At 67.4% G+C, this 19,573-nt stretch carries 11 protein-coding genes and 1 pseudogene; 4 read left to right on the top strand and 8 right to left on the bottom strand.

Going from position 1 to position 19,573, the window contains the following annotated elements; translation table 11 throughout:
- The 4 genes and pseudogenes from C6Y14_RS44330 to C6Y14_RS35595 all read left to right on the top strand — a co-directional run.
- Positions 1 to 583: pseudogene (locus C6Y14_RS44330) on the top strand (helix-turn-helix domain-containing protein); the annotation flags it as partial.
- Between the two features lie 52 nt (positions 584 to 635).
- Positions 636 to 1,235, top strand: a complete 600-nt coding sequence (locus C6Y14_RS35605; RefSeq protein WP_107020995.1) for a Uma2 family endonuclease — start codon at positions 636 to 638, stop codon at positions 1,233 to 1,235.
- Positions 1,236 to 1,381: 146 nt separating this feature from the next.
- Positions 1,382 to 2,296 (top strand): NADP-dependent oxidoreductase, encoded by a 915-nt coding sequence (locus tag C6Y14_RS35600; RefSeq protein WP_107020994.1) that lies wholly within the window; start codon positions 1,382 to 1,384, stop codon positions 2,294 to 2,296.
- A gap of 224 nt (positions 2,297 to 2,520) precedes the next feature.
- Positions 2,521 to 2,982, top strand: coding sequence for a MarR family winged helix-turn-helix transcriptional regulator (locus C6Y14_RS35595; protein WP_107020993.1), 462 nt, complete (start codon positions 2,521 to 2,523; stop codon positions 2,980 to 2,982).
- Between the two features lie 33 nt (positions 2,983 to 3,015).
- Here C6Y14_RS35595 and C6Y14_RS35590 read toward each other — a convergent pair whose 3' ends face one another.
- The 8 genes from C6Y14_RS35590 to rpoB all read right to left on the bottom strand — a co-directional run bounded on the left by C6Y14_RS35590 (position 3,016) and on the right by rpoB (position 19,352).
- Positions 3,016 to 6,168, bottom strand: a complete 3,153-nt coding sequence (locus C6Y14_RS35590; protein WP_107020992.1) for a glycosyl hydrolase 115 family protein — start codon at positions 6,166 to 6,168, stop codon at positions 3,016 to 3,018.
- Between the two features lie 259 nt (positions 6,169 to 6,427).
- Positions 6,428 to 7,621, bottom strand: coding sequence for an elongation factor Tu (tuf, locus tag C6Y14_RS35585; RefSeq protein ID WP_107020991.1), 1,194 nt, complete (start codon positions 7,619 to 7,621; stop codon positions 6,428 to 6,430).
- A gap of 170 nt (positions 7,622 to 7,791) precedes the next feature.
- Complete coding sequence (fusA, locus tag C6Y14_RS35580; protein WP_107020990.1) at positions 7,792 to 9,921, bottom strand: elongation factor G; 2,130 nt, start codon at positions 9,919 to 9,921, stop codon at positions 7,792 to 7,794.
- Positions 9,922 to 9,960: 39 nt separating this feature from the next.
- Positions 9,961 to 10,431 (bottom strand): 30S ribosomal protein S7, encoded by a 471-nt coding sequence (rpsG, locus tag C6Y14_RS35575; protein ID WP_081218873.1) that lies wholly within the window; start codon positions 10,429 to 10,431, stop codon positions 9,961 to 9,963.
- A gap of 2 nt (positions 10,432 to 10,433) precedes the next feature.
- The gene (rpsL, locus tag C6Y14_RS35570; RefSeq protein WP_003948652.1) at positions 10,434 to 10,805 is read right to left on the bottom strand and encodes a 30S ribosomal protein S12; all 372 of its coding nucleotides are present in this window, start codon (positions 10,803 to 10,805) and stop codon (positions 10,434 to 10,436) included.
- Between the two features lie 291 nt (positions 10,806 to 11,096).
- The gene (locus C6Y14_RS35565) at positions 11,097 to 11,651 is read right to left on the bottom strand and encodes a DUF1707 and DUF4190 domain-containing protein (protein WP_404828871.1); all 555 of its coding nucleotides are present in this window, start codon (positions 11,649 to 11,651) and stop codon (positions 11,097 to 11,099) included.
- 214 nt (positions 11,652 to 11,865) lie between these two features.
- Positions 11,866 to 15,765: a DNA-directed RNA polymerase subunit beta' gene (locus tag C6Y14_RS35560; protein WP_107020988.1), complete on the bottom strand. Its 3,900-nt coding sequence runs from the start codon at positions 15,763 to 15,765 to the stop codon at positions 11,866 to 11,868.
- A gap of 101 nt (positions 15,766 to 15,866) precedes the next feature.
- The gene (gene rpoB, locus C6Y14_RS35555) at positions 15,867 to 19,352 is read right to left on the bottom strand and encodes a DNA-directed RNA polymerase subunit beta (protein ID WP_107020987.1); all 3,486 of its coding nucleotides are present in this window, start codon (positions 19,350 to 19,352) and stop codon (positions 15,867 to 15,869) included.
- Positions 19,353 to 19,573 lie beyond the last annotated feature (221 nt).

Here is a 19,573-nt window from a genome sequence, read left to right as displayed (position 1 = left end):
GCCGAGCGGGCACGTCGTCACACGAACGGTGTCGTACAACCAGCCGGGGGTCAACGAGATCCCGGTCCGGGAGCCCCGCCCCACCCCTCGCCCCACCCCTCCGCCGAGACCCGCGCCCGCCACGGCCCCCGTACAACCGGACGTCAGGACTCCGCCGCCCGCCACGCCACCAGCCGCACCCCCTCCCGCACCCTCTCCCGCGCCCCTCCACCACCCGGCCGCCACCCTCCTCGCGAGCCTGCACCGCGACGACCCCCGCCTGCTCCTCCCCGAGCGAGTCGTGCAGCATCTCGCCCCCGCGGTCACCGCCTGGCTGGACCGCGGCGCCACCCCCGAAGCCGTACGCCGGACCCTGACGGCAGGCCTGCCCGAGGGCCCGTTCCGTCATCCGGCCGGCCTTCTGGCCCACCGCCTCACGGAGCTGCTCCCACCGCCGCTCCCCACCATCGCGACAACCAGGACCGCACCATCCGAACGCCCCCTCCCCCTGCGGAACTGCGACGGCTGCGACCGCGCCTTCCGCTCCCAGGAACCAGGACACCGCTGCCGTGACTGCCGATCCAATCCCCAGGAGGCCACCTAGCATGAAGGGGACGATCCTTACCCCCCGGCACACAGCACGAGGAGCGAGCGCCATGACCATCGCCTCGGACGACACGCGACCCGGCGCTCACCACCGCTACCAGGCAATGCGCGAATTCCTTGAGTCGATGGACGACACGCTCCCCGGGAAATTCGAGATCACCAAGGAAGGGATCGTCCACGACATGATGTCGCCGGGAGGGCCCCACGAGGTGACGGCAGCACTCGTCAGCCGCCGTCTGGAGAAGGTCATGCCGGACGAGCTACTGGCTCACACCGGCACGCCAGATGTGGAGGACGAGCCAGAGGGCATCATGCGCCACCCCGATGTGATGCTGATCGCGTGGGACGACCTCAACGTCGAGGGCTCCATCGACTCCCGAACGCTCATCGCCGCCATCGAAGTGGTCTCCCGTTCCAATCCCGAGAACGACTGGGCCGGCAAGGCGCGCGATTACCCGCTGCTCGGAATCCCCATCTACGCGATCTTCGACCCCCGTACCGGCACAGGAGCCGTCCTCTCCGACATCCACCCCACCCCCGACGGCCCCCGCTACGCGACCCGCAAGGACTTCCTCTACGGCGAGGACGTCACGATCGCCGAGTGGACCATCTCGACGGCCGACCTGCCGCGATACCCCGCGAAGGACTGACGGCAGCACCGGAACGTCCCCGGCTCCAGAGCGCCCCTCCACCAACTACTTGGCTAGCCACACAATCGGTGCTACTTTTTATGTGGCTGGCCACGTAAATGCGGTCGGCAGTCGTTCAACCCGGCCCACCGAGGGAGACAACAGTCATGAAGGCCATCATTTTCGACGCGTTCGGCGGCACCGAGGTCCTGCACGAGGCCGAGACCGAGGTGCCCCAGCCTGGACCCGGCCAGGTCCGCGTCCAGGTCCGGGCCGTGGGCGTGAACCCCGTGGACGGAAAGATCCGCTCCGGGATCATGGAAGCCATCTTCCCCACCACCCTGCCCGCCGTCCCCGGCGGCGAGATCGCCGGAATCATCGACGCCCTCGGCGAAGGCGTCGACGGCTTCAAGGTCGGCGACGAGGTACTCGGCTGGTCCGACACCGGCTCCTACGCCGAGTACGCGCTGGCCGACGCGACCGTCCTCGCCCCCAAGCCGGCGGGGCTCGACTGGACACAGGCAGCCGCACTGCCCGTGGCGAGTGACGGCGCCGAGCGGGTCCTGGACCTCCTCGACGTCAAGGCCGGCGAGACGCTGCTGATCCACGGCGCGTCCGGCGCCCTCGGCACCATCGCCGTCCAGCTCGCCGTCGCCCGCGGCGCCCGTGTCATCGGCACGGCCGGCCCGAACAACCAGGAGTACGTCACCTCACTCGGCGCCACCGCACTCGTCTACGGGGACGGCCTGGTCGAGCGGGTCCGCGCACTCGCCCCGAACGGCGTGGACGCCGTCTTCGACGCCGCGGGCAAGGGCGCGCTGGAGGACTCCATCACCCTGCGCGGCACCACCGACCGGGTCGTCACCACCGCCGACTTCCGGGCCCGCGAACTCGGCATCGTCTTCGCCGAGGGCCCGCAACGCCGCTCGGCCACCCGCCTCGCCGAACTCGCCCGCCTGGCCGCCGACGGCGACCTGACCGTCACGGTCGGCACGACGTACCCGCTCGCCGACGCGGCCAAGGCGCAAGAGGTCAGCGACAGCGGCCACGGCCGCGGAAAACTGGTCCTCACGGTCGCCTGACCCTCCGGTGCAGCGACACCCACGAGGGCAACGCACCCTTGGATTTCGGGTGCGGGCCCGGTGGGGGCGAGCCGCGCAGTTCCCCGCGCCCCTTACGGGGCCTGGCACGAGCCCCCACCACCCCACAGCCAAACCTCACACCCCCACCCCCACCCCCCAGGGGCGCGGGGAACTGCGCAATCCCGTAGGCCACCCCCCACCGAACCCGCACCCAAGGAACAACAATGACCAACCCCACCCCCCCGACCGCGGCACGCGACGGAAGCCTCAGCTACGCCATCTTCGTACTCGCCCGCGCCCACCGCGCCCACGCCGCCACCATGCTCCGCGCCATGAACCTGCATCCCGGCCAGGAACTGCTCCTGATGCAGCTCTTCGACCGCGACGAGCAGACCCAGTCAGAACTCCTGGAAGGCGTCGGCCTCGACCACTCCACCGTCTCCAAGTCCCTGCGTCGCATGCAGGAGGCCGGCCTCCTCACCCGCGAGCCGTCCACCCACGACCGGCGCGTCCTGATCGTCCGCCTGACCGACGCCGGCCGCGCCCTGCGTACCCCCATCACCGACATGTGGCGAACACTGGAGGAGATCTCCGTCCGCGAGCTGACGCCGGAGCAGATCGAGGCGTTCACCACGACCGCCTACACGATCGAGCAGTCGATCAAGGACCACGGCCACCAGCCCTGACCGGACCGCAGCGTCAGAGCCCGGCGTCAGAACTCAGCGCACGCGCCAACTCTCCCGCGGCCCCAGATACGTCGGCGTCAACCCACCCGTGTCGATCACCAACCGCTGCACCACCACCGTCGGATCAACCGCCCAGAACATGAGCCGGTGCACCCCCGCGGCCCCGGCCTCGGCCCTGATCATGTGGCGCGAAGACGTGCGGTTGACGTTGTCCGATGTGTTGCGGGCCCACTCCATGTTCATCAGACCGTCGTCGGCCCCGGTCGCCGCGTGGATGTCGACGATCTGCGGCACGTCCCCGTCGAACGAGACCCCGTACCGCAGCCCGGCGCCCGTCGCCAACGCCGGATTCCGCGGCGACAGGTACGCCCACACGGTCACCGCCCCTGCCGACAGCAGACTCACCTCGTACTCCAGCCGCGGTGACGAACTCCCCCGGGACGGGGTCCATCCGGGAGCCGTCACCGGCCACGGCGTCACGCCCGCCCCCGTACGCCCGATCCCGTCGATACGCCGCCACGCCCCCACCGAGCGCGCGAAGTGCCCGGCGTCGACGGCGACGTAACCGCCCGCCTCCACAAAGCCCCGCAGGCCCCGCAGCCCCCGTAGCCCGCGCGCCACACGGGCCGACGGCTGCTCCGCGATCACCCCGACCTCGACCACCTCCCCCGCCCCCTCCACGGTCACCGACGCCTCCGCCCGCCCCCGCGGAGCCTTCTCCCAGTCCACCGTCAGCACGGCCCGTATCTGCTCCTGGACCCGCCCCCGCGGCCGGTCGACCACGAGCCACGGCACGGACGGCGTGATCCGGTAGTCGAAGGCCGTCCGCCCCCGGTTGAACACCTCGATGTACTGGTCGGGCCGCGTCTGGTACGGACTGAAGGTCGGCAACTCGGCTGGGCCCGCGCCACCCCCGGGCCACCACCCCTCCACCCCGTCCACCCCGTCCAGAGCCACCCCCATCCCCGCCCCCGCCGGCACCTCGATCCGCTTCACCGCCGGGAAGATCTCGTCCGGCAGTGCCACGTTGTCCCGTTCGGGCTGCTGCCAGGGCGCGTTCGGGCCGTAGCGCTCCACATCCCCGTACCCGATGTGCGGCTGGGTCTGGAAGCCCCGCCATTTGCCGCCCGCCACCCGCGCGTTGAAGCGTTCGGCGAGCGCGAGGTCGCGGGCGAGCGCCGCCTCCGTCTCGGCCGCGAGCCCGTTCGTCGCGGCCCGCCCCTGCCGGGCGTACAGCAGGTTGGTGAACTCCGCCGCCCGCAGCCCGTACAGGTTGGCCGTCGCCGCCACCTCGTATCCGACCAGCTCGAACCACGCGTCCTGGTCCGCGGCCGGCAGCCGTCGGCCGATCCGCGCCGCCTCCTCGCCGAGCCGCCGCCACTCCTCGGTGACCCGCTCCAGTTCACGGTGGCCGAAGTGGAACGGCGTCTCCTGGTCGTCGTACACGACCCGCCCGTCCACCAGCGTGATCCGGCGGTTCAGCAGCTCGGGCTTGCGCCGTGACTGGAGCTGTCCGTACGCCGCGAGCACGGACGCGATCGCCTCCGTCTGCCCGTGCGCGTCGCCGAAGTTCTGCCGCGCGTACCGCCGCTCCCACTCCCCCAACGCCTCCAGCGGCCACCGCCCCGGATCCCACGCATAGTCGAGGAAGAACTCCGTCGGCAGCTCGTTGCCCTTCAGATCGCCGACGTTCGTGACCCAAAGCTCCCGGTTCCCGTAAGCGATCGCCTGGTGGAGCTGGTCCCACAGGTTCGGCAGCGAGGTGGTGTCCACCCACTTGTAGTTGCGGCCGACGCCCACGTAGTCGAAGTGGTAGTACAGGCCGTAACCGCCACCCCGCACTCCCTCGCCCTCCCCCAGGTCGGGATGCTTGCGGATGTTGCCCCAGTTGTCGTCCGTCAGTACGACGGTCACGTCGTCCGGCACCCGCAGCCCGCGGTCCCAGTACCGCTGGACCTCCTTGTAGAGCGTCCAGACCTGCGGGGTCTCGGCGGCGGGCCGGCCGGTGACGTCCTCGATGATCGCCCGCTGCGTCGCGATGATCTCCCGCATCAGCTCGATGCCGTCGCCGTCCGGCAGGCTGGTGTCCCCGTTGCCCCGCATACCGAGGGTGACGACCCCCTCGAAGTCCTGGTCGGCCATCCGCTCGATGCCGTCGCGCCAGTACGCCTTGACGGCTTCCGCGTTCCGCCGGAACGACCATTCGCCGGTGCCGCCGTACGGGTCCCGCCCCGGCGTCACGATGTTTCCCGCGCTGTCACGCACGGCCGGCACGGCATGCCGGTTCCACTCCTCGATGCCCCGCATCATCGGCGCCTCATGAGACGTGCCCATGACAATCCCGTACGCCGTCGCCCGTGCGTGGTTCTCCGGGTCGTCCTCCGCGAACGCCCGCCCCCACACCGCCGGCCACAGATAGTTCGCCTTCAGCCGCAACAGCACCTCGAAGACCTTCGCGTAGAAGTCCGCGGTGAAGCCGCCGGGGTGACCGGGAGCCTTCCCCGGCCCGAAGTACCCGGGTGCCCAGGTCCCCAGCGCCGGATTCTCGTCGTTGATGAAGACACCCCGGTACTTCACGGCCGGCGTCCCCTGGCTGAAGCGCCCCCGCCGCACGTACACCTCGCTCCGCCGCACCGGCCGCACGTCGTCCCACCAGTACCAGGGCGAGACCCCGATCCCGTACGAGACGTCGTACGCCCCGAAGATCGTGCCGCGCTGGTCGCTGCCGGCGATCACGAACGCCCGCTCCACGCCGGGCATCGGCCGTTCGACCACGGTCTGCAGGGAGGTCTCCCACCTGCCCCGGATCCCGTCGACATCGAGCTTCCCGGCCGCGACCAGCCCGTCGATCAGCGCACTGCGCCCGACCGTCCCCACCAGGATCACCTCGCGTGCCGCCGAGTCCCGCGGCCGCACCCCCGTGACCCGCTCGATGTCCTCCCGCAGGTCACCGGCCACCCGTACGACTCCGGGGTGATCGTCGGCGCTGACCACGACCGGGGCACCCACGAGCCGGAACGCCCCGGGCTCCGGAGAGAAGGAGATGTACGCGCCCGGGTCCGAAGCGGTATCGGCAGCGGCCTGCGGCACACCCTCCGCCCACGCGGTCCCGGCCCCCGACAACCCCAGCAACCCGGCCCCCGCCCCGACCCCCAGCACGGCTCTACGACTGACCCCTCCGGACATGCGTCACCCCTCGACCGTCCCCGTATCGAATGTCGGCACGACAAACGGTGACGGGAGTGACCCCTGAGGGGAACGGGTCGTCACCGCCGAACACTTTCGTGACGAATCATTTCGACGCCCGCCGCGCCAGCCCCCCCACCCGCCCGGACACAGCAAAGGGGCCCGTACGACCGAAGTCGTACGGGCCCCTTCAGGAGCTCTGCGCGGAGCGATACCGCTGTGGAGCTACCAGGCTGTCAAGCCCAACAGGCAGTCGGGACTACTTGTTGATCTTGGTGACCTGGCCGGCGCCGACGGTCCGGCCACCCTCACGGATGGCGAACTTGAGGCCCTCCTCCATGGCGACGGGCTGGATGAGCTCAACGGTCATCTCAGTGTTGTCGCCGGGCATGACCATCTCGGTGCCCTCGGGGAGGGTCACCACACCAGTCACGTCCGTCGTGCGGAAGTAGAACTGGGGACGGTAGTTGTTGAAGAACGGCGTGTGACGGCCGCCCTCGTCCTTGGACAGGATGTACGCCTGCGCCTCGAACGAGGTGTGGGGCGTGACCGAGCCCGGCTTGATGATGACCTGGCCGCGCTCGACGTCCTCGCGCTTGATGCCACGGAGGAGCAGACCGACGTTCTCACCGGCCTGGCCCTCGTCGAGCAGCTTGCGGAACATCTCGATGCCGGTGACCGTGGTGGTGGTCTTCTCGGTCTTGATGCCGACGATGTCGACGGTCTCGTTGACCTTGAGGACACCACGCTCGATACGACCGGTGACGACGGTGCCACGACCGGTGATCGTGAAGACGTCCTCGATCGGCATCAGGAACGGCTTGTCGACGTCACGCTCGGGCTGCGGGATCGACTCGTCGACGGCCTTCATCAGGTCGAGGACAGACTTGCCCCACTCGGCGTCGCCCTCAAGAGCCTTGAGCGCCGAGACCTTGACGACCGGAAGGTCGTCGCCCGGGAACTCGTACTCGGAGAGGAGCTCACGGACCTCAAGCTCGACGAGCTCCAGGATCTCCTCGTCGTCCACCATGTCGGCCTTGTTCAGGGCGACGACGATGTACGGAACGCCGACCTGGCGGGCCAGGAGCACGTGCTCCTTGGTCTGCGGCATCGGGCCGTCCGTGGCGGCGACAACGAGGATGGCGCCGTCCATCTGCGCCGCACCCGTGATCATGTTCTTGATGTAGTCCGCGTGACCGGGGCAGTCGACGTGGGCGTAGTGACGCGTCTCGGTCTGGTACTCGACGTGCGCGATCGAGATCGTGATACCGCGCTGGCGCTCTTCGGGAGCCTTGTCGATCTGGTCGAAGGCCGAGGCCTCGTTCAGGTCCGGGTACGCGTCGTGCAGCACCTTGGTAATGGCGGCCGTGAGGGTCGTCTTACCGTGGTCGATGTGACCGATGGTGCCGATGTTGACGTGCGGCTTAGTCCGCTCGAACTTTGCCTTCGCCACTGAATCCTCCTGCGGAGTGGTTCTGGTACGCCTTACTCATCGGCGCCAGGGTGATCTTTGCTGGGATGCCGCCCGCCGAGGTCCTCCCCGGTCAAGGACGATTTCTCGTCCCCTGCCGGTTCGCGACCCGGGCGGTCGGTGTCAAGCCTAAAGCGTGTAAACGGTGTGTGTTACTCGCCCTTGGCCTTCGCGATGATCTCCTCGGCGACGTTCCGGGGAACCTCGGCGTAGGAGTCGAACTGCATCGAGTAGCTTGCGCGACCCGAGGTCTTGCTGCGGAGGTCGCCGACGTAGCCGAACATCTCCGAGAGGGGCACGAGGCCCTTCACGACGCGGGCACCGGCACGCTCCTCCATGGCCTGGATCTGGCCACGGCGGGAGTTGATGTCGCCGATGACCTCGCCCATGTAGTCCTCGGGCGTGGTGACCTCGACGGCCATCATCGGCTCAAGGAGCACGGGGCTGGCCTTGCGGGCAGCCTCCTTGAAGGCCTGCGAACCGGCGATCTTGAACGCCAGCTCGGAGGAGTCGACCTCGTGGTAGGCACCGTCGAGAAGCGTGATGCGGACACCCGTCATCTCGTACCCGGCGAGGATGCCGAACTGCATGGCCTCCTGCGCACCGGCGTCCACCGACGGGATGTACTCCCGCGGGATACGGCCACCGGTCACCTTGTTCACGAACTCGTACGCCGGGCCGTCGGCCTCGGTGATGGGCTCGATCGCGATCTGCACCTTGGCGAACTGACCGGTACCACCGGTCTGCTTCTTGTGGGTGTAGTCCACGCGCTCGACGGCCTTGCGGATCGTCTCACGGTAGGCGACCTGCGGCTTACCGACGTTGGCCTCGACCTTGAACTCACGGCGCATACGGTCGACCAGCACCTCAAGGTGCAGCTCGCCCATACCACCGATGATGGTCTGGCCGGTCTCCTCGTCCGAGTGAACCTGGAAGGAGGGGTCCTCCTCCGCGAGACGCTGGATGGCTACACCCAGCTTCTCCTGGTCACCCTTGGACTTGGGCTCGATGGCGACCTGAATGACCGGCGCCGGGAAGTCCATGGACTCCAGGATGACCGGGTTCTTGTCGTCGGAGAGCGTCTCACCGGTGGTGGTCTGCTTCAGACCCATCACGGCGACGATGTCGCCGGCGCCCACCGCCTCGATCTCCTCACGCTTGTTCGCGTGCATGCGGTAGATCTTGCCGATGCGCTCCTTCTTGCCCTTGACGGAGTTCAGCACGGCAGTGCCGGACACCAGGCGGCCCGAGTAGACCCGGACGAAGGTGAGCTTGCCCAGGTGCGGGTCGCTCATGATCTTGAACGCGAGGGCGGACAGCGGCTCGTCCACGGACGGCTTGCGCTTGATGACGACCTCGGGGTCCTTCACGTCGTGGCCTTCGATGGCCTCGACGTCAAGCGGGGTCGGCAGGTAGCGCACGACCGCGTCGAGCAGGGGCTGGACGCCCTTGTTCTTGAACGCGGTGCCACAGAACACCGGGGTGACCGTGGTGCCCTCGGACTTGCCGGACGCGATGGTGATGCGGCGGATCGCGGCGTACAGCTGCTCCACGGAAGGCTCCTTGCCCTCCAGGTACAGCTCCATGATCTCGTCGTCGTTCTCGGCGACCGTCTCGACGAGCTTGCCGCGGTACTCCTCGGCAGCCTCGGCGTGCGTGGCCGGGATGTCGACGACGTCGTACATCTCGCCCTTCTCCGCCTCGGCGGACCACACGAGCGCCTTCATGGTGACCAGGTCGACGACACCCTTGAAGTCGGCCTCGGCACCGATGGGGAGCTGCATGACGATCGGCTGCGCGCCGAGGCGGCCGCTGATCATGTCGACGCAGCGGTGGAACTCCGCGCCGGTCCGGTCGAGCTTGTTCACGAAGCAGATGCGCGGCACGCCGTAGCGGTCGGCCTGACGCCACACCGTCTCGGACTGCGGCTCAACGCCCGCGACACCGTCGAACACCGTGACGGCACCGTCGAGGACGCGGAGCGAACGCTCCACCTCGACCGTGAAGTCCACGTGCCCGGGGGTGTCGATGATGTTGATGGTGTAGTCGTTGTCCTCAAGCGGCCAATGACAGGTGGTGGCAGCAGAGGTGATCGTGATGCCACGCTCCTGCTCCTGCTCCATCCAGTCCATGGTGGCGGCGCCGTCGTGGACTTCACCGATCTTGTAGCTGACGCCGGTGTAGAAGAGGATCCGCTCGGTGGTGGTCGTCTTGCCCGCGTCGATATGAGCCATGATCCCGATGTTGCGGACCTTGGCCAGGTCAAGTGAAGTGGTAGCCATAAGGCTTCGGTCTTCTCTCGGTCTCGATGGGGGTAGCGACTACCAGCGGTAGTGCGCGAAGGCCTTGTTGGACTCGGCCATCTTGTGGGTGTCCTCGCGCTTCTTCACAGCGGCACCGAGGCCGTTGGAGGCGTCGAGAAGCTCGTTGAGCAGACGCTCGGTCATGGTCTTCTCGCGACGGGCGCGGGAGTAACCGACGAGCCAACGCAGCGCGAGCGTGCTGGCGCGACCGGGCTTGACCTCGATCGGGACCTGGTACGTCGCACCGCCGACTCGGCGGGACTTGACCTCAAGGGTCGGCTTGATGTTCTCCAGAGCGCGCTTGAGCGTGATGACCGGGTCGTTGCCGGTCTTCTCGCGCAGGCCCTCCATGGCGCCGTAGACGATGCGCTCGGCGGTGGAGCGCTTGCCGTTCAGCAGCACCTTGTTGATCAGGGAGGTCACCAGAGGGGAACCGTAGACCGGGTCGATGATGACCGGGCGCTTCGGGGCGGGGCCCTTACGAGGCATTTCTACTTCTCCTTCTTGGCGCCGTAGCGGCTGCGGGCCTGCTTGCGGTTCTTGACACCCTGGGTGTCGAGAGATCCGCGGATGATCTTGTAACGAACACCGGGCAGGTCCTTCACACGGCCGCCGCGCACGAGCACGATCGAGTGCTCCTGCAGGTTGTGTCCCTCACCCGGAATGTAAGCAGTGACCTCGATCCCGCTGGTCAGACGCACACGCGCGACCTTACGCAGGGCCGAGTTCGGCTTCTTCGGGGTGGTCGTGAACACACGCGTGCAGACGCCACGACGCTGGGGCGAACCCTCAAGTGCGGGCGTCTTGTTCTTCTCGACCTTGTCCTGCCGGCCCTTCCGGACCAGCTGCTGGATCGTAGGCACTACTTCTCCGGTTTCTGTGTGCCGAATGGTGAAGCTAACCTGGAACACCGCCGACCCACGCGGTCGGGTGTGTCGAACACTGCAGATTCCCGCCGCGAGGCGGGAGGGGCGCAGATTGCGGTGGCCGGTGATGGCTCCCCTAGTGCGGTTGAAGGCACGCACGGAAGCCAGGGCACACCCCAGGCACAAGGTCTGAGCGTACCTACCTCATAGGCTGCGGTCAAAACAAATGGACCGCACTGGCATCCCTGAGCGGACCATGCCAAACCGCAGCCCCTCGGACGATCTTCGTCAGGACGTCACCACGGCGACGAACAGCAAGGTCACCAGCAGTGCCCAGCCCGCGGTGGACAGCCAGCCGAAGACCAGTCCCGTGAGCGCGAGACCTTCGCCACCCTCGCCCGTGCGCCGCATCTCGGAGCGGGCGCTGTGGCCCAGGATCACCGCCGGAATCCCGGTCAGCCCGACGGTCACCAGACAGAGCACCCCGCAGATCGCCGACCCCACGGCCTTCTCGTTCGTCTTCGGCGGCACGGAGACGGGCAGGAACGTCCGTGGCACGGGCCCAGAGACCGCCGGAAGCGGTACGGGCCCCTGCGGGAGGTCGGACACCAGCAGGGCCAGCTCACCCACCGTACGGGCCGCGTAGGCCCGCGCCACCCGCTTCTCGAACTCGGGCTGCTGCATCCGCCCCTCGCCGAACCCGGCTCTGAGCACGTCCACGGCCCGCTCCCGGTCGGCGGTGGACGCGAGCATCGCGTGCCCGGCAGCCTGCTGCTCCTGCCAGGGACGCGGCTGATTCCACCCCTGCCCCTGCCCCGGCTGCCACGGCGACGGATACGACACGGGAGCACCTCCCCCGACGACTGGTCTCCACGGATCTCCATCATGCTCCAACGCGGCAATACGGGCACAGGTTCCCGCACCACTCATGTCAGGAATTCCCGACGGCGCGCAGAGGGGCCGGCCGGCCCGAGAACGCCGGGGAACGCCGGAGGGCGGCCGCCTCGAAAGGTGACCGCCCTCTGACTCGATCAGGCGCCTTGTTCAGGCGACCCGCCTACTGGTTGTACGGACCGTAGTCGTAGTCCTCCAGCGGAACGGCCTGGCCGGAGCCCGTGCCGAACGGCGAGTAGTCGATGTCGTCGTAGCCGACGGCCGAGTACATCGCGGCCTTGGCCTCCTCGGTCGGCTCGACCCGGATGTTGCGGTAGCGGGACAGACCCGTACCGGCCGGGATGAGCTTACCGATGATGACGTTCTCCTTGAGGCCGATCAGGGAGTCGGACTTGGCGTTGATCGCCGCGTCCGTCAGAACCCTGGTCGTCTCCTGGAAGGACGCCGCCGACAGCCACGACTCGGTGGCGAGCGAGGCCTTGGTGATACCCATCAGCTGCGGACGGCCGGAGGCCGGGTGGCCGCCTTCCTGCACCACACGACGGTTCTCGGTCTCGAACTTCGACCGCTCGACGAGCTCGCCGGGCAGCAGCTCCGCGTCGCCCGACTCGATGATCGTCACACGGCGCAGCATCTGCCGGATGATGATCTCGATGTGCTTGTCGTGGATCGACACGCCCTGCGAGTTGTAGACCCGCTGGACCTCTCCGACCAGGTGGACCTGGACGGCACGCTGACCCAGGATGCGCAGCACGTCGTGCGGGTTGGTGGCACCCACGGTGAGCTTCTGGCCCACCTCGACGTGCTCGCCCTCGCTGACCAGGAGTCGGGCACGCTTCGAGATCGGGAACGCCGTCTCGTCGCTGCCGTCGTCCGGGGTGACGACGAGCTTCTTGGTCTTCTCGGTCTCCTCGATCCGCACGCGGCCGGAGGCCTCGGAGATCGGGGCGACACCCTTCGGCGTACGAGCCTCGAAGAGCTCGACGACACGGGGCAGACCCTGGGTGATGTCGTCACCGGCCACACCACCGGTGTGGAAGGTACGCATCGTCAGCTGCGTGCCGGGCTCACCGATGGACTGGGCGGCGATGATGCCGACCGCCTCACCGATGTCGACCAGCTTGCCGGTGGCCAGCGAACGGCCGTAGCACATGGCGCAGGTACCGACGGCGGACTCGCAGGTCAGGACCGAACGGGTCTTGACCTCCTTGATGCCGTGCTTGACGAGCTCGTCGATGAGGACGTCGCCGAGGTCGGTGTTGGCCGGGGCCAGCACCCGCCCGTCGACGGTGATGTCCTCGGCCAGCGCACGTGCGTACACGCTGGTCTCGACGTTCTCCGCCTTGCGCAGCACGCCGTCGGCGCCGACCTCGGCGATCTCCAGGCGCAGACCACGGTCGGTGCCGCAGTCCTCCTCGCGGATGATGACGTCCTGCGAGACGTCCACCAGACGACGGGTGAGGTAACCCGAGTCGGCGGTACGCAGGGCGGTGTCCGCCAGACCCTTACGGGCACCGTGCGTGGAGATGAAGTACTCCAGCACGGACAGGCCCTCACGGAAGGACGCCTTGATGGGACGAGGGATCGTCTCGTTCTTGGCGTTCGACACCAGACCACGCATACCCGCGATCTGACGCATCTGCATCATGTTTCCGCGAGCACCGGAGTTCACCATCATCGAGACCGGGTTGGTCTTCGGGAAGTTCGCGTTCATCGCCTCGGCAACCTCGTTGGTCGCCTTGGTCCAGATCGCGATGAGCTCCTGCGTGCGCTCGTCCTTGGTGATCAGACCGCGCTCGTACTGCTTCTGGACCTTCTCGTCCTGGTCCTCGTAACCCTTGACGATCGCGCGCTTCGCGTCGGGAACGACGATGTCGGAGATGGCCACGGTGACGCCGGAACGGGTCGCCCAGAAGAAGCCGGAAGCCTTCAGGTTGTCGAGCGTCGCCGCCACGATGACCTTGGGGTACCGCTCGGCGAGGTCGTTGACGATCTCGGAGAGCTGCTTCTTGCCGACCTCGTAGTCGACGAACGGGTAGTCCTCGGGCAGCAGCTCGTTGAAGAGCGCGCGGCCCAGAGTGGTGTTCAGGCGGAAGGTGTCACCCTGCTGCCACTCCGGCTCGCCCTCCTCGCGGGCCGGCGGGGTCCAGCCGCGCGGCGGGATGGTGCCCACCGGGAAGCGGATGTCCACGCGCGACTGCAGCGAGAGCTCGCCGGCGTCGAACGCCATGATCGCCTCGGCCGAGGAGCCGAAGGACCGGCCCTCGCCCTTGACGTCCCGCAGTTCGCCGTCGGTGGTGAGGAAGAACAGACCGAGGACCATGTCCTGGGTCGGCATCGTCACCGGACGGCCGTCGGCGGGCTTCAGGATGTTGTTCGAGGACAGCATCAGGATGCGGGCCTCGGCCTGCGCCTCCGCGGAGAGCGGCAGGTGCACGGCCATCTGGTCACCGTCGAAGTCCGCGTTGAACGCGGTGCAGACGAGCGGGTGGATCTGGATGGCCTTGCCCTCGACCAGCTGCGGCTCGAAGGCCTGGATGCCGAGGCGGTGCAGGGTGGGCGCACGGTTCAGCAGAACCGGGTGCTCGGCGATGACCTCTTCGAGGACGTCGTACACGACCGTGCGGCCTCGCTCCACCATGCGCTTCGCCGACTTGATGTTCTGCGCGTGGTTCAGGTCCACCAGGCGCTTCATCACGAACGGCTTGAAGAGCTCCAGCGCCATCGCCTTCGGCAGACCGCACTGGTGCAGCTTGAGCTGCGGACCGACGACGATCACGGAACGCGCGGAGTAGTCCACGCGCTTGCCGAGGAGGTTCTGACGGAAACGACCCTGCTTGCCCTTGAGCATGTCGCTCAGGGACTTCAGCGGGCGGTTGCCGGGACCGGTGACCGGGCGACCACGACGACCGTTGTCGAAGAGGGCGTCCACGGCCTCCTGGAGCATGCGCTTCTCGTTGTTCACGATGATCTCGGGCGCGCCGAGGTCGAGAAGCCGCTTCAGACGGTTGTTGCGGTTGATCACACGGCGGTACAGGTCGTTCAGGTCGGAGGTCGCGAAGCGGCCACCGTCCAGCTGCACCATCGGGCGAAGGTCCGGCGGGATGACCGGGACGCAGTCGAGGACCATGCCCTTGGGGCTGTTGGAGGTCTGCAGGAAGGCAGACACGACCTTCAGCCGCTTCAGCGCACGGGTCTTCTTCTGGCCCTTGCCGGTACGGATGATCTCGCGAAGCCGCTCGGCTTCCTCGTCGAGGTCGAAGGACTCCAGACGCTTCTGCAGCGCCGCGGCACCCATCGATCCGTCGAAGTACGTGCCGAAGCGGTCACGCAGCTCGCGGTAGAGCAGCTCGTCACCTTCGAGGTCCTGGACCTTGAGGTTCTTGAAGCGGGTCCACACCTCGTCGAGACGGTCGATCTCGCGCTGCGCACGGTCGCGCAGCTGCTTCATCTCGCGCTCGGCGCCTTCGCGCACCTTGCGGCGCACGTCGGCCTTGGCACCCTCGGCCTCAAGCTCGGCCAGGTCGGTCTCAAGCTTCTTGGCGCGGGCCTCAAGGTCGGAGTCGCGACGGTTCTCGACCTGCTGACGCTCGACGGAGACGTGCGCCTCCAGCGAGGGCAGATCACGCGTACGACGCTCGTCGTCGACGTACGTGATCATGTACGCGGCGAAGTAGATGACCTTTTCGAGGTCCTTCGGGGCGAGGTCGAGCAGGTAGCCAAGACGCGACGGGACGCCCTTGAAGTACCAGATGTGGGTGACGGGAGCGGCAAGCTCGATGTGACCCATCCGCTCACGACGCACCTTGGCGCGAGTGACCTCGACGCCGCAGCGCTCGCAGATGATGCCCTTGAAGCGGACGCGCTTGTACTTACCGCAGTAGCACTCCCAGTCCCGGGTCGGACCGAAGATCTTCTCGCAGAAGAGTCCGTCCTTTTCGGGCTTGAGGGTGCGGTAGTTGATGGTCTCCGGCTTCTTGACCTCACCGTGGGACCACTGACGAATGTCGTCAGCGGTAGCAAGGCCGATCCGCAGCTCGTCGAAGAAGTTGACGTCGAGCACTTGTCGTCAATCCCTCTTTCGGGGTCGATTCTTCACTGGTCTGACTGGGGTCCGGGGTTGGTTAGCCGGGGCTCGTGTTCAGCGAGCCCCGGCCAGACCCGTCAGACCTCTTCGACGCTGCTCGGCTCGCGCCGGGACAGGTCGATACCGAGCTCCTCCGCGGCGCGGAAGACGTCCTCGTCCGTGTCGCGCATCTCGATGGACATGCCGTCCGAGGACAGCACCTCCACGTTGAGGCAGAGCGACTGCATTTCCTTGATGAGCACCTTGAAGGACTCGGGAATGCCGGGCTCAGGAATGTTCTCGCCCTTGACGATGGCCTCGTAGACCTTCACGCGGCCGGTCACGTCGTCGGACTTGATGGTCAGCAGTTCCTGGAGGGCGTAAGCGGCGCCATAAGCCTCAAGCGCCCACACCTCCATCTCACCGAATCGCTGGCCACCGAACTGGGCCTTACCACCCAGCGGCTGCTGGGTGATCATCGAGTACGGACCGGTCGAACGGGCGTGCAGCTTGTCGTCGACCAGGTGGTGGAGCTTGAGGATGTACATGTAGCCGACCGAGACCGGCTCCGGGAACGGCTCGCCGGAGCGGCCGTCGAACAGCGGTGCCTTACCGGTCGGGAGCACCATGCGTGATCCGTCGCGGTTCGGGATCGTGTGCTGCAGCAGACCGGCCAGCTCGTCCTCACGCGCACCGTCGAAGACGGGGGTGGCGACGTTGGTACCGGGCTCCACCTTGTCGGCCTCGATGGCCTGGAGGCGCTGCGCCCACTCCTCGCCGAGCCCGGAGACGTCCCAGCCACGGCTGGCGAGCCAGCCGAGGTGGATCTCCAGGACCTGTCCCGGGTTCATTCGGGACGGGACACCCAGCGGGTTGAGGATGATGTCGACCGGCGTGCCGTCCTCAAGGAAGGGCATGTCCTCGATCGGAAGGATCTTGGAGATGACACCCTTGTTGCCGTGCCGGCCGGCGAGCTTGTCGCCGTCCGTGATCTTGCGCTTCTGCGCCACGTAGACCCGAACCAGCTGGTTCACGCCCGGCGGCAGCTCGTCGCCCTCTTCACGGTCGAAGACGCGGACGCCGATGACCTTGCCGATCTCGCCGTGCGGCACCTTCAGCGAGGTGTCGCGCACCTCGCGCGCCTTCTCACCGAAGATCGCGCGGAGCAGGCGCTCCTCCGGGGTCAGCTCGGTCTCGCCCTTGGGCGTGACCTTGCCGACCAGGATGTCACCGGCGACGACCTCGGCACCGATGCGGATGATGCCGCGCTCGTCGAGGTCGGCGAGGACCTCCTCGGAGACGTTCGGGATGTCCCGGGTGATCTCCTCGGGGCCGAGCTTGGTGTCACGGGCGTCGACCTCGTGCTCCTCGATGTGGATCGAGGAGAGGACGTCGTCCTGCACGAGGCGCTGCGACAGGATGATCGCGTCCTCGTAGTTGTGACCCTCCCACGGCATGAAGGCGACGAGCAGGTTCTTGCCCAGCGCCATCTCGCCTTCCTGGGTGGCCGGGCCGTCGGCGAGCACCTGGTGCTCGATGACCCGGTCGCCCTCGTTGACGACGACCTTCTGGTTGACCGAGGTCCCCTGGTTGGAGCGGGAGAACTTGGCCACCCGGTAGGTGGTGTAGGTGCCGTCGTCGTTGGCCACCGTGACGTAGTCCGCGGAGACCTCCTGGACCACACCCGGCTTCTCGGCCTTGATGACGTCACCGGCGTCGACAGCGCAGCGGTACTCCATGCCCGTACCGACGAGGGGGGCCTCGGCGGTGATCAGCGGCACGGCCTGGCGCATCATGTTCGCGCCCATGAGGGCACGGTTGGCGTCGTCGTGCTCCAGGAACGGGATCATGGCGGTCGCGACCGACACCATCTGGCGCGGCGAGACGTCCATGTAGTCGACGTCGTCACCGGGGACGTAGTCGACCTCTCCGCCACGGCGGCGGACCAGGACACGGGCCTCGTTGAACCGCATGTCGTCGTTGAGCACGGCGTTGGCCTGCGCGATGACGAAGCGGTCCTCCTCGTCGGCGGTCAGGTAGTCGACCTCGTCGGTGACGACACCGTCGGTGACCCGGCGGTAAGGCGTCTCGACGAAGCCGAACGCGTTGACCCGACCGTAGGAGGCGAGCGAGCCGATCAGGCCGATGTTCGGGCCTTCGGGGGTCTCGATCGGACACATGCGGCCGTAGTGCGAGGGGTGCACGTCACGGACCTCGAAGCCGGCCCGCTCACGGGAGAGACCACCCGGGCCAAGAGCCGACAGACGGCGCTTGTGGGTGAGACCCGACAGCGGGTTGTTCTGGTCCATGAACTGCGACAGCTGGCTGGTGCCGAAGAACTCCTTGATGGAGGCGACGACCGGCCGGATGTTGATCAGGGTCTGCGGCGTGATCGCCTCGACGTCCTGGGTCGTCATGCGCTCGCGGACGACTCGCTCCATACGCGCCAGACCCGTACGGACCTGGTTCTGGATGAGCTCGCCCACGTTGCGCAGACGGCGGTTGCCGAAGTGGTCGATGTCGTCGGTCTCGACGACGATCGAGGTGCCGTTGTTCCCGACGGTCTCGGTCTCACCGGCGTGCAGCTTCACCAGGTACTTGATCGACGAGATGATGTCCTCGACGGTCAGGATCCCGGCGTCGAGCGGCGCTTCGCCGCCCAGCTTCTTGTTGACCTTGTAGCGGCCGACCTTCGCGAGGTCGTAGCGCTTGGGGTTGAAGTAGAGGTTCTCAAGCAGCGTCTGAGCGGCCTCACGGGTCGGCGGCTCGCCCGGGCGCAGCTTGCGGTAGATGTCGAGCAGCGCGTCGTCCTGGCCCTGGGTGTGGTCCTTCTCCAGGGTGGCGCGCATGGATTCGTACTCGCCGAACTCCTCAAGGATCTGCTCGGTCGTCCAACCGAGAGCCTTGAGCAGGACGGTGACGGACTGCTTGCGCTTGCGGTCGATGCGGACACCGACCATGTCGCGCTTGTCGATCTCCATCTCCAGCCAGGCACCCCGGGACGGGATGACCTTCGCGGAGAAGATGTCCTTGTCGGACGTCTTGTCGATGGAGGAGTCGAAGTAGACACCCGGCGAACGGACCAGCTGCGACACCACGACACGCTCGGTGCCGTTGATGACGAAGGTGCCCTTGTTCGTCATGAGCGGGAAATCACCCATGAAGACGGTCTGGGACTTGATCTCGCCGGTCTCGTTGTTGGTGAACTCGGCGGTGACGAAGAGCGGCGCGGCGAACGTGAAGTCGCGCTCCTTGCACTCGTCGATCGAGTTCTTGGGAGGCTCGAAGCGGTGGTCGCGGAACGTCAGGGACATCGACCCTGAGAAGTCCTCGATCGGGGAGATCTCCTCGAAGATCTCCTCCAGACCGGACTTCGTGGGGACGTCCTGTCCACTGTCCAGAGCCGCCTCGACACGAGCCTTCCACGCGTCGTTGCCGAGCAGCCAGTCAAAACTTTCGGTCTGCAGCGCAAGAAGGTTCGGAACCTCAAGGGGCTCCTTGATCTTTGCAAAGGAGATGCGCAGCGGGGCGGTGCTGGCGCCGTTGTTCGTATTCGCGGTCGAGGCAGTGCGCGAGGCGGCCAAGAGGGGGTCCTTCCGAGGGCTCGGACTCACTACGCGCGTACCGGTCCCAAGCGGGGCACCGGGAGAGACGTCTCCCGAACCGGTCGAATACGACCAGGTCAGAGTCGGTTCCATCCACGATGCTCAAGCGAGGGTATGCCCCTGGTGACGGGCAGGAGGCAGCTAACAGGCAGCGCAAAGGGTCAGTGTAGCCACTAGGCCCACTGATGTCCAGTGCGGGT

Origin of the sequence: Streptomyces dioscori, from assembly GCF_003024195.1 — a bacterium.
Classification (GTDB): Bacteria; Actinomycetota; Actinomycetes; order Streptomycetales; family Streptomycetaceae; genus Streptomyces; species Streptomyces dioscori.
The sequence above is the reverse complement of the archived record's forward strand: the minus strand, read 5'-3'. Positions and strand labels throughout refer to the sequence as shown.